19 protein-coding genes are annotated in these 13549 nt (G+C 55.2%); 17 read left to right on the forward strand and 2 right to left on the reverse strand.

Annotated features, from left to right (window positions below; translation table 11 throughout):
* Positions 1 to 404: 404 nt before the first annotated feature.
* A complete protein-coding gene (locus tag BOSE62_RS16985; RefSeq protein ID WP_159648112.1) occupies positions 405 to 812 on the reverse strand; it encodes an OB-fold protein in 408 nt (135 codons plus the stop codon).
* Positions 793 to 1197: a helix-turn-helix domain-containing protein gene (locus BOSE62_RS16990; protein WP_159648113.1), complete on the reverse strand. Its 405-nt coding sequence runs from the start codon at positions 1195 to 1197 to the stop codon at positions 793 to 795. The genes BOSE62_RS16985 and BOSE62_RS16990 overlap by 20 nt, the downstream gene beginning before the upstream one ends.
* A gap of 361 nt (positions 1198 to 1558) precedes the next feature.
* Here BOSE62_RS16990 and BOSE62_RS16995 point away from each other — a divergent pair, with 361 nt between their 5' ends.
* From BOSE62_RS16995 to BOSE62_RS17075, 17 genes are all read left to right on the forward strand, one after another.
* A complete protein-coding gene (locus tag BOSE62_RS16995; protein ID WP_159648114.1) occupies positions 1559 to 2572 on the forward strand; it encodes a hypothetical protein in 1014 nt (337 codons plus the stop codon).
* Between the two features lie 103 nt (positions 2573 to 2675).
* Complete coding sequence (locus tag BOSE62_RS17000; RefSeq protein WP_159648115.1) at positions 2676 to 2999, forward strand: hypothetical protein; 324 nt, start codon at positions 2676 to 2678, stop codon at positions 2997 to 2999.
* The gene (locus BOSE62_RS17005; RefSeq protein WP_159648116.1) at positions 2996 to 3697 is read left to right on the forward strand and encodes a hypothetical protein; all 702 of its coding nucleotides are present in this window, start codon (positions 2996 to 2998) and stop codon (positions 3695 to 3697) included. Before BOSE62_RS17000 ends, BOSE62_RS17005 begins: the two co-directional genes overlap by 4 nt.
* Positions 3697 to 3876 (forward strand): hypothetical protein, encoded by a 180-nt coding sequence (locus BOSE62_RS17010; protein WP_159648117.1) that lies wholly within the window; start codon positions 3697 to 3699, stop codon positions 3874 to 3876. Before BOSE62_RS17005 ends, BOSE62_RS17010 begins: the two co-directional genes overlap by 1 nt.
* The gene (locus tag BOSE62_RS17015; RefSeq protein ID WP_159648118.1) at positions 3873 to 4103 is read left to right on the forward strand and encodes a hypothetical protein; all 231 of its coding nucleotides are present in this window, start codon (positions 3873 to 3875) and stop codon (positions 4101 to 4103) included. The genes BOSE62_RS17010 and BOSE62_RS17015 overlap by 4 nt, the downstream gene beginning before the upstream one ends.
* The gene (locus BOSE62_RS17020) at positions 4103 to 4615 is read left to right on the forward strand and encodes a hypothetical protein (protein WP_159648119.1); all 513 of its coding nucleotides are present in this window, start codon (positions 4103 to 4105) and stop codon (positions 4613 to 4615) included. The genes BOSE62_RS17015 and BOSE62_RS17020 overlap by 1 nt, the downstream gene beginning before the upstream one ends.
* Positions 4615 to 5076, forward strand: a complete 462-nt coding sequence (locus BOSE62_RS17025; RefSeq protein WP_159648120.1) for a hypothetical protein — start codon at positions 4615 to 4617, stop codon at positions 5074 to 5076. The genes BOSE62_RS17020 and BOSE62_RS17025 overlap by 1 nt, the downstream gene beginning before the upstream one ends.
* The gene (locus BOSE62_RS17030) at positions 5073 to 7010 is read left to right on the forward strand and encodes a transposase domain-containing protein (protein WP_159648121.1); all 1938 of its coding nucleotides are present in this window, start codon (positions 5073 to 5075) and stop codon (positions 7008 to 7010) included. The genes BOSE62_RS17025 and BOSE62_RS17030 overlap by 4 nt, the downstream gene beginning before the upstream one ends.
* 23 nt (positions 7011 to 7033) lie before the next feature.
* Positions 7034 to 7987, forward strand: a complete 954-nt coding sequence (locus BOSE62_RS17035; RefSeq protein WP_236554217.1) for an AAA family ATPase — start codon at positions 7034 to 7036, stop codon at positions 7985 to 7987.
* 11 nt (positions 7988 to 7998) lie between these two features.
* Entirely contained in the window at positions 7999 to 8382 is a 384-nt protein-coding gene (locus BOSE62_RS17040) for a helix-turn-helix domain-containing protein (protein WP_159648123.1), read from the forward strand.
* On the forward strand, positions 8379 to 9050 hold the full coding sequence (locus BOSE62_RS17045; protein WP_159648124.1) for a gp16 family protein: 672 nt from the start codon (positions 8379 to 8381) through the stop codon (positions 9048 to 9050). The genes BOSE62_RS17040 and BOSE62_RS17045 overlap by 4 nt, the downstream gene beginning before the upstream one ends.
* The gene (locus BOSE62_RS17050) at positions 9050 to 9223 is read left to right on the forward strand and encodes a hypothetical protein (protein WP_159648125.1); all 174 of its coding nucleotides are present in this window, start codon (positions 9050 to 9052) and stop codon (positions 9221 to 9223) included. Before BOSE62_RS17045 ends, BOSE62_RS17050 begins: the two co-directional genes overlap by 1 nt.
* Positions 9223 to 9582, forward strand: coding sequence for a helix-turn-helix domain-containing protein (locus BOSE62_RS17055; protein WP_159648126.1), 360 nt, complete (start codon positions 9223 to 9225; stop codon positions 9580 to 9582). Before BOSE62_RS17050 ends, BOSE62_RS17055 begins: the two co-directional genes overlap by 1 nt.
* Positions 9583 to 9630: 48 nt before the next feature.
* On the forward strand, positions 9631 to 10266 hold the full coding sequence (locus BOSE62_RS17060) for a glycoside hydrolase family 108 protein (RefSeq protein WP_159648127.1): 636 nt from the start codon (positions 9631 to 9633) through the stop codon (positions 10264 to 10266).
* Positions 10266 to 10787, forward strand: a complete 522-nt coding sequence (locus BOSE62_RS17065; RefSeq protein WP_159648128.1) for a hypothetical protein — start codon at positions 10266 to 10268, stop codon at positions 10785 to 10787. Before BOSE62_RS17060 ends, BOSE62_RS17065 begins: the two co-directional genes overlap by 1 nt.
* Positions 10747 to 11010, forward strand: a complete 264-nt coding sequence (locus tag BOSE62_RS17070) for a hypothetical protein (protein WP_159648129.1) — start codon at positions 10747 to 10749, stop codon at positions 11008 to 11010. The genes BOSE62_RS17065 and BOSE62_RS17070 overlap by 41 nt, the downstream gene beginning before the upstream one ends.
* Positions 10998 to 13478 carry a hypothetical protein gene (locus tag BOSE62_RS17075; RefSeq protein WP_236554219.1) on the forward strand — a complete coding sequence of 827 codons (2481 nt, stop codon included), beginning with the start codon at positions 10998 to 11000 and terminating at the stop codon, positions 13476 to 13478. The genes BOSE62_RS17070 and BOSE62_RS17075 overlap by 13 nt, the downstream gene beginning before the upstream one ends.
* Positions 13479 to 13549: the final 71 nt, after the last annotated feature.

Raw genomic sequence — 13549 nt, forward strand, 5'->3', positions numbered from 1 at the left:
GTGTTAGGGGACTAGAGGTTCTGGAGTGCCGGGATAACGCGACATAAGATGGGATATCGTGGGACGGATCGCAGTTTTCAGGGGCACTCGCGTTACCTCAATCCAAAATTGGCGTTCAACTCTGTTGTCTAAATTGAATGGTTAATTAGACAGCGCTGGTCAAGACAAATTGGAGTGCCGGCGAAATGCGCAGAGCGGGCGCATCGACGTCTTAGAAGGCTCTGAGCCGCTCTTACAGCGGGCTTCGCGGATCGCTTGAGCAAGTGGATTGGAAGGCTGCCTAAAAATCAGGCAAATAAAGTGGGCCATTAATGTCCCCAGTTCGGAAAACTTCTATATTGGCAGAAATCCTAGGGGAGGAGGCTGATCGTAACGACCAGCCGGCCATTCTAAGTGGGACGTTTTTATTGGAACTCAACGACAATGCAATCTTTGAGCATTGGTGTCCCAAGCACCTCCGAAATATCGGTGCAGCCGAGAGTAGCGGACTGCCCCTTTGCCAGACGCGCGGTGTCGGTTGCTTGCCCTGGCATGACTGCCTGTATTGGCAGCAGCCCATCGCTCTCAAAATTCAGCATCGGATCGTTCTCGAAATTTAGCAAAATATCGCTGATCTTGCCTCTCACATAGAGTGGCTGTCGACCATAATTTTGCTGCGCTGCGACCTCATTTTCTTCAAATGCGATTTCAAGCTCGTCCGTCGTTACCAGGCGTGCGGTATCCCAGTCCATTTCGACCGGAGCTGGCTCTGAGCACGCGGAAACCGAAGCCAGAACCAGTATCGCTACAAAATCAATCTTTATCCTGAGCATTATATTCATCCCTTTCGCTATGGTCGACTTGGGATCGGCCAGAAGCAAGTTCGGTGAGTTCAATCCCGTTTCCGGTTAACTGGGTCAAAAGAGCTATCACGGCACTCCGTTCCCGCGCAGACAGGCTTTCGAACATTCCGACCAAGTGCTGCTGTTCAACGGTCAGGCTGTCATCGCCACGATTCCCAGTCAGCACAAAGCCGACATCAACGCCGATATCCTCCAAAACCATCAAAAACACAACGTTTGCTGGCCGCTCTCCCTTTTCATAAGACGAGATGCTGTTTTTGCTCACACCGGCCCTTTCGCCGAATTCCTGTTGATTGAGACCGAGCCGGATTCGTTCCTGTCGCAGGCGCAATCCAAAGGGACCGAGCATCGTCATACAAAAAGCGCCATATATTTGGAATTAGCTATTGCATTTTCCAAATATATGGACTTATAACGCACCCATATTCCAAATATATGGTGACTGTGATGCCGAGAGAGAAAATTTGTTACAAGACTGTCCATCCGGAGGACATTAAGGCCGCTATTAGGCGGAAATTTGGCACTATTCTTAAGTTTGAGAAGCATTACGCCCTCCCATCAACTGGAGTCTCTGACTTATTGCGAGAAAAATCGCACAATCCGAAAACGATAAGCGCAGTTGAGGCCATACTCGCCGATCGCCACGCTTCCATTAATTTGGAAAATAGCACCAACCTGACGGAAAATCACGGTCTAAATGAGAAGGCCGCATAGACATGGCTGAGCAGACACCTCCATCGTCAGTGACAAACTCTGCAATTTTTACGCTCGATCCGAAGGATATCGAGGTCGGTAGCCGCATCGGTTTCGTTTGGCCAGAAAAAGCCCAAGCCCTGGGCGCCATAATGAAGAGCGATGGCCAGATCGAGCCGGTCCAAGTGCGCAGGAACGGTACAGAGGCAGAAAAGCCGTGGCGATTGGTCATCGGTGCCCATCGCACGTTTGGTGCGGGATATGCCGGTATCAGCCTGCTCGCCACGGAAATCACCGGTAGCGTCGACGAGCTGCGGATGAAGGAAGCTGCCGAGAATATCCAGCGGCGAGGTATAGGCCCGATCGAACGGGCAATGTTCATCCGCGCGATGGCTGATATTTATGAAACCCGTTTTTTTGAGAAAAACGAGGGCGATACAGCCCAATCGATCGGCCAGTCAAGGCGCTGGCAGGAAGCCAAAACTCAAGTCCAAATTGCTGCTGATAAAAAGGCCGATTTAGAAGCGGATCATAGTGCGGCAACAATTGCCGGACTATATGGGTGGCAACAGGAGACAGCTGAAGCGCTGGACATGTCCGCCCGCTCTTTGCGCGATTATCTATTCATTCACCGGACCGTCGTCACCATTGCCGGCACCGACGAAAGCCAAGGCGGACGCGCCCATGCGCTGGCGAGACACCCGTTGGGCGCGAAGCGCAAGTCGGTTATGGAAATTGGCGGGATCGGCGACGAAACCGCTCGCAAGGCGATTATTGATCTGATCGCGAGTGATCACGATCATGAGATCAAAAGCGTCGGCGAAGCCAAGATCAAATGGGGCCTTAAACCCAACAGATCACCTGCTCCCGAAGGCCAGTCAAAATATATGGCCAATGCCACGGCCAATCTGGACCGGTTGAGCGCAGCCAGCTGGAAAAGCATGGCGCCCGTTTTTGCCAATAAGATCAAGCCCAGTGCCCTGCAGGAAGTGCGCGACGCCATTGATGCGCGGATCGCAGCGGGAGAGGCAGAATGAACTGGCTCGAAAAGCATACGCGTAAGATCCATGGCCTTCTGGCGCTCACCTTTGTGGCGATGAACGGGTCGATCTTTATCAATCTTGTGACCGGATCGTTAAAATGACCGTCTGCGCCGCCACCCATTGCCGCAAATCGGTGCCTTATGGCCATCTGATGTGCCGGGATCACTGGTTTGCGATTCCCGCGCCGCTGCGGCGCAAAATCCACTGGAACAACAAACCGGGCCGGAAGACGGCCTTTGCCAACAATATTCGCGAGGCGATCGATCATATCGACCAGGCCGAACAGAATTTCAAAGGCGTGTTTCCTTCGGGTCGCGATGCCCGATACCCCGCAGGGCATCCGAAGGGGCGGGAGGCTGGCGTAACCCCGAGCGAGCCTCCCGCATTTATCGTGCCGCCGTATCCGGGGCACGCGTCATGAGCGCTGCGGAACTGACCAGCGGCGTCGATGCGCCCAAGGGCAAGAAAAAGCCGAAGGGCCACCCATGGGACTGGCATGTCGAGCCGCCATGGGTTGTTCAGGCGCTGATCGACGCGCTTCCCGTCAATTATTTTGATGGCCAGGTCGTTTATGATCCGTGCTGTGGTCTCGGCACCATTCCGACCGTTTTTGCCAATCCTAATCGATACGAAGTTATCGGTTCCGATCGCTATCAGCGCGCCGATCACAGATTTCCTTTTTTCAAGAGCGATTTTAGAACGCTGAGCGCCGAGGACATAATATTTTCTGCCGGCTTCAACCGTGAGGCCGTCTCGATTGTTTCCAATTTTCCCTACTCGAAGCAGGCCGGAAAGCTGGAGAGAGGACTGGCAGCCGAGCTTTGCAGGAAGTCTCTGGAAGTCGCGACGCATAAGGTCTGCGCACTATTGCCGTTAAAATGGCTTGCCGGAGAAGGGAAGCATAGGTTTCTGACCGAGTTTCCAGCTCGTTTCTATATTGTCCTGAATGAGCGGCCATCGATGCCGCCTGGCAATAAGATTGAGCAGCTGGGCGCCAAGGCGTTCAAGCGCGGCAAGGTCGATTATATGTGGGTCGTCTGGGACAAGCAGGTCACCACACTGCCCGGCGAAACCCGCGTCATCCACATTGCCCCGCGTCCGAAAGAGGAGCGCGGGTGATGGTGTCGAAGCTTTCCAAATTCGCTCGCGCCCATCTGGATGCTGACACCACGGTGCCATTCCGCGATGCAGCGCAGGCGCGTGGGCAAACTGTGCATGAACTTGCGACAGAGATAATCAATACGATCGCGCGGGAAGACTTGTTTGACGCCGTTCTTGATGACGGAGGTGCTGCATGATGCCCGGTTTGACCGCAGAGGGCCGTCGTCACAGGCGCTGCCGTCTCGCCATGCAGATGGCGTTGCGGTTGAACATCACGCCCGCCGAAGCGCAGCGCCGGATGCGACAGGAACGGCGCGCCTCGCGCAAGGCGCGGCAGGAATCGCGGTTCAATGACGCGATCGGGAATTGCGGCACAGAAGTCGCCTTCGAACAGTTTGAAGCGCCATGGATGTTGAGAGACTGATGTCACAGCGAACGAAATACGGGTATGACCGGCGCCGGAATATTAAAAATGCACCAATCTACCTGACACCACAGGTTGTGCGCGGGGTTTTGGGTATCGGCCATCCGCAGCGTGTTGTCACGCTGGAAGTGGTTGAAATTCCCCTCGCTGATGCGTGCCCCGCCAGCAAAATTTATCCGGCCGGAATAGAAACTTCCAGCAAGCTTCCATTGACCTCGCCGCCGAAGCCGGAACTATCCAAAAAGCAGGTTTCCAGCAAAGATCGATCGCCCGAACCTGTAAAAGTGACAGAGCAAAGCGGGTATTCTGGCTTTGCTCACAGCGACCGGCGCGACCACAATCCTATTCCGTCGATGAAGCGCGACGTCAATCCAACCATCACAGTCGCTGCAAAAACGCAACGCGAACCAGAACGTCCGATCGATCCGTTCCGTAAGAAGAAATTCATCGCTCGCGCAAATGAAATTCCGCCAGCGATGGAGCTGCTCGCCGCGAAATGGGTGCGTCGATAATGGGTAAACGTCGCCCCTCTCTCTCAGCCGATCAGCTCGGATTTTCGTTCGACGCGCCGAAGCCGGCGCGTGAAGCGGCTGCGCTATCAGGGATGGACCGGATTGTTGCCTCTGGCATTTCGCAGGCGCTGACCGGTGACGGCCGCTCGCGCTGGGAAATATCCGGCAAGGTTTCCGAACTTCTGTCCGAAGACGTCTCGAAATTGATGCTGGATGCCTATGCGTCCGAAGCGCGTGGCGATCACAATGTTCCTATGCACCGGGCGCTGGCGATTATCGCGGTGACCGAACGGGTCGACATATTGGATGCCTGGCTGCGTCGGATCGGAGTGTCCGCTCTCGACGGTGACGAAATAAAAACCGCCAAGCTCGGCCATCTGCAGCGCAGGTTGGCGGAAATCAAACTCGAGATAAAAGAAATCGAAAAGACGGCAATGCCGATCAAGCGGGAGCGGAAATGAAGCATATCGGAACAAAAACCTGGTATAGCGCCTCCGATCTGGCGGAACTGGAACTACCCGGCCTGCCCAGAGAAAAGCGAAAGATCAATGCCCGCGCCCGCGATGAACGGTGGGCAATCGCGGTCGATGACAAGGGGCAGCCACTGATGCGCCGCCGCAGCGGTCGCGGCGGCGGCTGCGAATATCATATAAAGCTGTTGCCGTCTGCAGCGCGAACTGAGCTGATCAAGCGCGGTGTTGCCCTGGACGCGGATACTATTGCCGCAGAGAGCGGGAATAAGCAGATATGGAGCTGGTACGATGGCCAGAGCCAGAAGGTGAAGGACGAGGCGCGGCGGCGGCTTATCGCTGTCAATCAGGTGGATGTTCTTGAACAGGCTGGTCTTAATCGCAGCGCGGCAGTTCCGGCAGCAGCATCGACCCAGAAAATTTCGCCCTCGACATTGTGGAACTGGCTGAAACTGATCGAAGGAATCGCCGTTTCCGATCGCCTGCCTGCGCTTGCGCCGCGCCGCACCGGTGGCGGCAAGGAAGCCGTGATCGATCCGGAAATATGGCAGATTTTCAAGTCCGATTATCTGCGACCCGAAAAACCAACGCTGACCAGTTGCTATTACCGCGCCAAGGATGTTGCCGATGCACGGGGAATCGCGCTGCCAATCCAGAAAACATTTGCCCGGAAATTAAAACGGGAAGTCGATCCGCGTGTGATCATGGTCCGCCGCGAAGGAGCAGAAGCACTGCGCCAATCCTTGCCAGCGCAAAAACGGTCTGTTGCCGGTCTCCACGCATTGGAAATGGTCAACATCGATGGCCATAAATTCGACGTCTTTGTGCGCAATGCAGAAGGCAAGGTCATCCGGCCATTGATGGTCGCTATTCAGGACATTTACAGCCGCAAGATACTGAGCTGGCGCATCGGTGAGAGCGAGAGCGCGGTACAAACCCGCCTCACATTCGCCGATTTGTTCCGTGATTATGGTATTCCCAGGGCCTGTGTTCTGGACAACGGCCGGGCTTTTGCCTCGAAATGGATTACTGGCGGTGCGAAATCGCGCTTCCGGTTCAAAATCCGTGAGGAAGAACCGACGGGCATATTGACGGCGCTGGGCATCGAAATTCACTGGGCGCTGCCCTATCGCGGTCAATCTAAGCCGATTGAGAGGGCCTTCAGAGACCTGTGCGACACGGTTGCGAAGCACCCTGCGCTGGCCGGTTGCTATACCGGCAACAGCGTTGACGCGAAGCCGGACAATTATGGCGATGCTGCTGTCGATATGGCGGTTTTCAAACAACTGGTTGAAAAAGGAATCGCAGTTCACAACGCGCGCACCGGACGCCGCACCGAAACCGCCAAGGGCAGGTCATTCGACGATGCCTTCAATGAAAGCTATGCCCGCGCGCCGATCGGCAAGGCGACACCCGAGCAGTTGCGTCTGGCACTGCTCGCGGCTGACCAGAAGAGGGTCAACAGCCGGACCGGTCATATCGAAATGTTCGGGAATCGTTACTGGTCGCCGGAAATGTCCGAGCTTCACGGCCGCAATGTGACGGTCCGTTTCGATCCCGACAATCTGCATCAGGCAATCCATCTTTATGACACGGCTGGAGCCTATTTGTGCAGCGCCGAATTGATTGAAGATACCGGCTTTGCCGATGCCGCGAGCGCTAAAAAGCGCGCGAAAATGGAGGCTGCGCACCGTAAGACCGTCCGCACGGCCGTGGAAATGGAAGATCTGCTGCGCGCCGACCAGATTGCGGCGATGCTGCCCGATTATATCGATGAAAACGACTTGCCAGAACCGCAGGTGGTTAGGCCTGTTCGCCATCGCGGACAGACCGCAGCAGCGCTCAAAAAAATCGAGCATGCAGATGAACAAACTCAGGAAATCTTTTCGGCGCTGGGGAGGGTGAACCTCCGCATTGTCGACTGATTGCGCAAAGAAGGAACGACTATATGATTAACGCTACAAATGTTGAGATAGACATTGACGATCAGCGCCAATGGCTGATGGACCATAAGGTAACGAACGGGCTGAGCTGGTCGCAGCTGGAAAAGCCGATCGGGACCAATGGCAAAACGCTGGGCCTGTTCGGGAATGGGAATTATGCCGGGAACAACGGCGGGATTGCGGAAAAAGTCTTTCGTTACCGCCAAAGCCTTTCTGCTCAAGCTCAGTTGAAGGTGGAAGCGCCGGAAATTCCGCCCTATTTCGAGACCAAAACATCAGCGCAGATACTGCACTTGCTGACCTGGGCGCATCGCGGCCGGATGACCTTGTTCGCCGGTGGCCCTGGAACCAGTAAAACGATGACCGCGCAAGAGTATCGCGCGCAAGCGTCGAATGTCTGGATACTGACAATGAACCCATTGATCCGGACGGTTCCTGGTCTAGCTATGGCCGCTCTTTACGCGATGGATGATCGCAGCGCCAAATTGAACAACATGCTGTCGACTTATGTGCTCGGAAAGTTTGAAAATTCGCAAGGCTTGTTGATCATCGACGAGGCGCAGCATCTGAGTGTCGAACAGATCGAGCTGATCCGCAGCTGGCATGACAAAACCTCTGTCGGCATTGCACTGCTGGGTAACGAACAGGTGGTAGCACGCATGGAAGGCGGGTCGCGAAAAGCCGAATTTGCGCAGCTATACAGCCGAGTTAGTTTGCGTCTGATCCGGCCTGTTCCCTTAAAGGAAGATATCGAAGCGCTCGCCGACGCTTGGCAAATTCACGATCAGTCCGTTTTCGACTATTTGATGCGCATCGGCCGCAAACCCGGCGGGATGCGCAGTTGCACCTTCACTCTCGAGTTAGCAAAAATGCTGGCGGACTCGCAGAAGCAAGAGTTGTGCCTCGATCACATCACTGCTGCCAATACTCAGCTTACCACGCGCCCGATCGCCGGTTGAAGGAGGACGTCATGTATTTGCAAAAAATAAGCCTGTCCTACACGCTCCGGCCTGTATTTCCGCCATTCATGGTGCCGCATAAGCGGTGGTGCCAACGACCGCACATCAAGTCGATCATCAGCTATGCTGCCGATTTATGCGATTTGGCGATCAGCGATGTTGTCGGCCCCAGCCAGACGCAACAGCACGCCCGGTGCCGCTACGTGATCGTGCATTGTGTCACCGCTTTGCGTCCGGATATGAGCACCACGCAGATCGGCCGCTATCTTGGCGATCGCGACCATTCAACAATCCTGAATGCGCGCAAGGTAGCCTTGGCATTGCGGTTGCACGTCCCCGAATTTGATGATCACTGCATCGAAATTCTGGCCTATTTCGAAGGGAAGCGGCCATGAACGCACCAGCCCGAAAAGCGACATTCAGCGGCGTGAAATCGCATCGCAACTCGATGATTGGCAAGATCCATGTTGCCAGAAAACAGCTGAACATGGTCGAGGATGACTATCGCCAGTTGCTGCTCGACACGACCGGCGAGATAAGCCTGACCAAATGCGGCGACGCCCAGCTGGTCAAAATGGTTGATGCGTTGAAGGCGAAAGGGTTTCAGGCGTTGCCGACGAAACGCAAAACCGCCGATCATCCGGTCGCGCGAAAGGCCCGCGCGCTGTGGATATCGCTTTATCATCTGAACGCCATCGAAAACCCTTCTGACCAGGCTCTGGAAGCCTTCGCAAGACGTCAGTTGCGCGCGGCACAATTGCAATGGGCCGACCAGACGCAAGGATATAAGCTGATTGAGGCGCTGAAGCAGATGGCCGAGCGTCATGGATGGTCACAGGAAGGCGGCCGGGCAAAGGCGGGCAACCAGGTCCATGTCTTGCAGCGCTGCCTGTGTGAGGCCATCCGGGCGAAACTGGAGGCCAAGGGGCTGTGCCCGCATGACTGGACGCTGGAGCAGGCCGCTTATCGCCTTTCCGGACAGAGGCTCTCGACCATTCCAACCATCGAAGAATTATCGTTGCTGGCCAAGGCGCTGGGCAACAAATTGAGGGAGAACAAGTGATGTTGAAACGCACGCATAACGTATTTTTGCCGAAGCCGGAGTCGATCGAATTTACCCGACTGACCAAAGTCACCGATAGTGCTTCGGAATTGCGGCGCCATCGCCGACAGATATTTGTGTTCGGCTGCGCCGCGATGTTCATTTTCGGGCTATTGATCGGACGTCTTGCCTGATGACCACCGGTTCTGCCCTTCTGGACGATATCGCAGTTGTGATCGGCGTCGACGCCGCATTGCAGCTGAGTTGGCGTTTTAGGGGGCAGGATCTCTACATTCCCAAGGATATCGAGCGTGCATGGGCCATCGTGGACTTGATCGGAGAAGCTCTGGCCCAGCAGCTTTCCGATAATTATCACGGCACGACCATCCCGGTACCCAAGGGGCCCGGCGAGAAATTCATGGTTCTGGCGCTGGCCGAAGAAGGCCTGACCAGACAAAAAATTGCAGACAGGCTTGGCATCGGCGAGCGGCAAGTCTATCGGATATTGAGTCGACAAGAAGACCCGCGTCAGCACAAGCTCTCTTTCCTCTGACATCTGACAGGGAACGGACAGCGTTCCTTTTCGACTATTGCAGTCGGCATGCAAACCACCCAGCAACTTGTTCAGGAAATCTTGGTCTCTGGCTATAGCCAGCGCTTCGTCGACGCGGTGCGCGACGTGCTTGGCATCGAAGGTGGGCATGTCAATGACCCGGTCGATCGCGGCGGAGAGACCAAATTTGGCATTTCCCTGCGCTATCTGGTTTCGGCCGGGAAGGACGATTTCGATCAGGACGGCTTGGCCGATTTTGATCTGGACATGGACGGCGATATCGATGGCGCCGATATCCGGCTGCTGACAGTCGGTGACGCGGTCTTCCTCTATCATCGCGATTTTTGGCTTGCTTATGATTGCGATTGCCTGCGCAAGCCGCTGGGTGAGGCGCTGTTCGACCAGGCGATTAATGGCGGCGGCTATGCCGCAAAAACCATGCTGCAGTTGGCGTTAAATGAAATTAATCCGCCAAATGACGATATCGTTGTCGATGGTAAAATCGGACCGCTCACACGCGCCGTTCTGGAAGCTACGATCGCGCGCGCTGGCATCGAGGCCATGTTGGAAGCATACCGCGAGCAGGTCCGGGCGCGCTATCGTGCCATCGTCCGCAACAATCCATCACAGCAACGGTTCCTTAAAGGTTGGCTGAACCGCGCCAATAGGCTGGGGAAATATTGATGAACCCTCTATCCTATCTTAAAATCGGTGGCGGGATCCTTGGTATCGTCGCCCTGGCATCGATGGCATGGCTGGCCAAGGACCGCTTTGCGCAAAAGGAACGCGCGGATGCCGCCGATGATTGCGCCGCCGTTGCGTTCAAACTGACCGGCGATCTGGACGATTGTCTGCCGGCGGTAAAATCGGCGATCACCGAATATCGCCGCAGCGAAACGTGCGACGCCGGCCTTTCATCCCAGCCAGCCGCCAGTGGCACCTTTGCGGTGCAGCAGGCCTGTTCGACCGAGGTCAAGGCCGTCGTCGCACAGCGCGACGCGGCCAAGCACAATCAGGATGATGCAGAGCGGTTGCTGGCGGAGCTGAAGAAAAATTCCCTCGCCGCGATCGAGCGCGCTGAAACGCGAGCGGCCAACATCACCAAAAGGACCAATAATGCAATACAGACGATCGAAGCCGCGCCTCGCGGTGATGATGGCCTCGTTGTTTGCGATGATGCCTGCCTGCGCAACATTGCCGGATGAAAGGCCTGCAGTAGAACACGACCCGGTCATCTTAACGAATTCGAAGGTCGAAAAAGTATGTCCGCACGAGTTGCTGCTTGAGGTTCCCGGTCGGCCAGCAACGCCTGCCGGCGCGATCGTAAAGGCCAATGAACTCGCGCTCGGTTGGCTGCGCGATCTTGGAAGCTATGTCACCCTGATTGAAACGCGGTTGATTGACGCCGCAGGAGAATGCCCGAAGTGAGTGATTTTCAGACCACTGATATAATTAGTCTTCCTGCGGCGACGTCGATTTCTGCGGATGCAGTCGTTGCTGTCCAGGAGCCGAGCGGGCCGGTTCAGAAGCTAACAGTCGAGCGCCTGTTTTCTCATGTGATCGCCACCGATACTGCGCGCGATACCGAGGACAACTTGCAGCTGGTCGTTGCTGGCGACGCGAATGAAATCGGGCTAGTTTTTGCCGATCCCGACCCGGCCTTGTCCGGCTGGTACCGAAGCACGGCAGCCGGGGCCGGCAATTGGGTTCAGTTCGAGAATTTGTCGTCGCAAGCAGCGGCATTAGTGGCATCGCTTGTATCGGATGCAGAGCTTGCCCGCGACAAATCCCAAGCCTGGGCGGAGGGCACCGAACCAGGGGGCGGCGGTACCAAGTCGGCCAAGGAACATGCGGAAGACCTCGCCGAGCAGGTGGATCTGGGGAACGCTATTTTCCCTCTTTTCAGTGAAGTTGAAAGCAACAATATCGTTGACCCGTCAACGGGCATTGATAACGCCTCCATCAATACCGGCGGATCAATGGGAACGAATACCCAATATGGCCGCATTTTTATACCATGTAGCGCTGGCGTTCCAATCACTGTTTCGATCCGCGCGGCGGACTTGAACTGGAATTTGGATCAGGTGGGCGCGGTCTATTTCTATAATTCCACCACCACATTCAGCGGCGCGACGCTTGTTGACCGCACAACCGTCGGCGAGAACGGCCTGGCATTTTCCGATGATGGGCGGACCCTGACCGTCACTCCGCCTTCTGGTGCCGTTCGTATGGGGATTACTCCTTACAATGAACAGGTTCCCGAGCCTGGTTCGGATGCGTTCGATGATCTTTGGCGGTTGATGATGGGCAATGAGGGATCGACGGCGTTGCCTTATGAGCCTTGGGTTGACGCAGGCACGAAGAATTTTCCTGATACTGTCCTGAACGCCGAGAATAAGCCTATTTCGTTTGTGATCGATGGCGAACTTCTTAGCGTTACAGCAAAAAGCTGGCGTGAAGGCGACTACAACACCTATCAATGGAACTATGACGAAACGGAATTGGAAGCCGACAGCGGAACCGTCAATCTTACTGGAGCCGGTATTTCGGACGGCCTTTCAGCATTTCTGACGGCGGCGGAAAACCACCGCGCTTCTGGCAGGCTTTTTACCGCTCACCCAGACAATCAACCGCCTGGCCGCTACTGCGATACGTTTTTAGGCGGAACCCACCGCGACAACTATATGCATCCAATCACGGCAGAGGCTCACGGATTGACCGAAGCAGATTTGGGTCGGAACGTAAAGATCAACGACGTTAATTATATGCTGGTGAGGATAAAGAGCGCAGACCTATTTGAAGTTCATATTCTGAACTCTGGTGCCGATAGTGATGGTTGGATTTTCAACACCACTCTCCCGCCAAACACCGGAACTGCAACGGTAACAGGTGTTGGAGACATTGCTTATACTGCCGCCACGACTGGGCAATGGGCGCCGATGTTCCAGAAGAAGGAAAATCGGGTCATTGCAGATGGTGTTCGTGTAGAAACATCCGGCTTTTCTGATGAGATTGAAATTAATGAGGTCTACGGCGTCCCGAACGTGGCGCGATATATGGCCTATCTGGCATCGACCATCGGTCAAACTGGTCGCCGCCTATTGAACGATCCTGCTAATGACACCCAGGTATATTTCATCAATCGTTGGAGAATTGACCGCTTCGGCACACTGGCCGGGCTGGGTATCGTCCGACTTGAGCAGTCGGTCAGATTGACAGATATTGATTATTTCGGTTTCATGCAGCAGCAATCGATGTCGCTTGGAGCAGGTGAGACGCTTTACCAATATGTTGCGGGCCTCAACGGTGCGCTTGCGGGCGTCGACATGCATATTGGTGGATTGATATCCGGAATGTCATCATCGGAAGTGGCGGCGCGGGTAGAAAACGCGGCCAACGGTATCGAGAGGATCAACCTCTTTACGCAATACAAGGTAAAATCCAGCTTGCCAGTTCATGCGCTCGATATCGGTGTGCCTGGCATGTTCGGCGAATCGCGTGATCTGCTCGAGCGAAGCTGGCGCATTGTCAAGTCATCGCAGAAACAATACCCCATCGTTGCTGATCGAGGCACATTGGGTGCAACCACGGCTGCCGGGGTCAATATTCCGGGCTTCTTCTTTGAAGCGCCCCACAAAATGGCCGACCATCAAAACGAAGTTTCTTCCAGCGTGTTTCTCGGGCCTGATGGATACGCATATCGCGCGGTCGCTTTCCGATCTGCGGTAGATAAGGTATTCATCGAAATGCCTAAAGAGACGTTCGGGCGCATCGCAGAGATCCAGACCGATTACAGTAACACGTCTTTTGTGGTTCACCGTGGCGGGATGATCGACGCAGACGGTGTTTTGGTTTCCGCGCCGGCTGGCGGCCATGCTTATCTGAAGGTGGTGTAATGGATTATCGCACTTCCCAAAAAGACAGGCAATCATCGCAGAAATCATCTGCCGGGCAGCGCGGGCATTTC

Source organism: Sphingorhabdus sp. 109 (genome assembly GCF_902506555.1).
Lineage (GTDB): Bacteria > Pseudomonadota > Alphaproteobacteria > Sphingomonadales > Sphingomonadaceae > Parasphingorhabdus.

Coding starts and splice junctions, on each gene's coding strand:
- BOSE62_RS17025 (WP_159648120.1), top strand. CDS start 4,615: ATGGGTAAACGTCGCCCCTCTCTCTCAGCCGATCAGCTCGGATTTTCG.
- BOSE62_RS17020 (WP_159648119.1), top strand. CDS start 4,103: ATGTCACAGCGAACGAAATACGGGTATGACCGGCGCCGGAATATTAAA.
- BOSE62_RS17075 (WP_236554219.1), top strand. CDS start 10,998: ATGCCCGAAGTGAGTGATTTTCAGACCACTGATATAATTAGTCTTCCT.
- BOSE62_RS17040 (WP_159648123.1), top strand. CDS start 7,999: ATGTATTTGCAAAAAATAAGCCTGTCCTACACGCTCCGGCCTGTATTT.
- BOSE62_RS16995 (WP_159648114.1), top strand. CDS start 1,559: ATGGCTGAGCAGACACCTCCATCGTCAGTGACAAACTCTGCAATTTTT.
- BOSE62_RS17050 (WP_159648125.1), top strand. CDS start 9,050: ATGTTGAAACGCACGCATAACGTATTTTTGCCGAAGCCGGAGTCGATC.
- BOSE62_RS17055 (WP_159648126.1), top strand. CDS start 9,223: ATGACCACCGGTTCTGCCCTTCTGGACGATATCGCAGTTGTGATCGGC.
- BOSE62_RS16985 (WP_159648112.1), bottom strand. CDS start 812: ATGCTCAGGATAAAGATTGATTTTGTAGCGATACTGGTTCTGGCTTCG.
- BOSE62_RS17005 (WP_159648116.1), top strand. CDS start 2,996: ATGAGCGCTGCGGAACTGACCAGCGGCGTCGATGCGCCCAAGGGCAAG.
- BOSE62_RS16990 (WP_159648113.1), bottom strand. CDS start 1,197: ATGACGATGCTCGGTCCCTTTGGATTGCGCCTGCGACAGGAACGAATC.
- BOSE62_RS17010 (WP_159648117.1), top strand. CDS start 3,697: ATGGTGTCGAAGCTTTCCAAATTCGCTCGCGCCCATCTGGATGCTGAC.
- BOSE62_RS17065 (WP_159648128.1), top strand. CDS start 10,266: ATGAACCCTCTATCCTATCTTAAAATCGGTGGCGGGATCCTTGGTATC.
- BOSE62_RS17030 (WP_159648121.1), top strand. CDS start 5,073: ATGAAGCATATCGGAACAAAAACCTGGTATAGCGCCTCCGATCTGGCG.
- BOSE62_RS17035 (WP_236554217.1), top strand. CDS start 7,034: ATGATTAACGCTACAAATGTTGAGATAGACATTGACGATCAGCGCCAA.
- BOSE62_RS17060 (WP_159648127.1), top strand. CDS start 9,631: ATGCAAACCACCCAGCAACTTGTTCAGGAAATCTTGGTCTCTGGCTAT.
- BOSE62_RS17015 (WP_159648118.1), top strand. CDS start 3,873: ATGATGCCCGGTTTGACCGCAGAGGGCCGTCGTCACAGGCGCTGCCGT.
- BOSE62_RS17045 (WP_159648124.1), top strand. CDS start 8,379: ATGAACGCACCAGCCCGAAAAGCGACATTCAGCGGCGTGAAATCGCAT.
- BOSE62_RS17000 (WP_159648115.1), top strand. CDS start 2,676: ATGACCGTCTGCGCCGCCACCCATTGCCGCAAATCGGTGCCTTATGGC.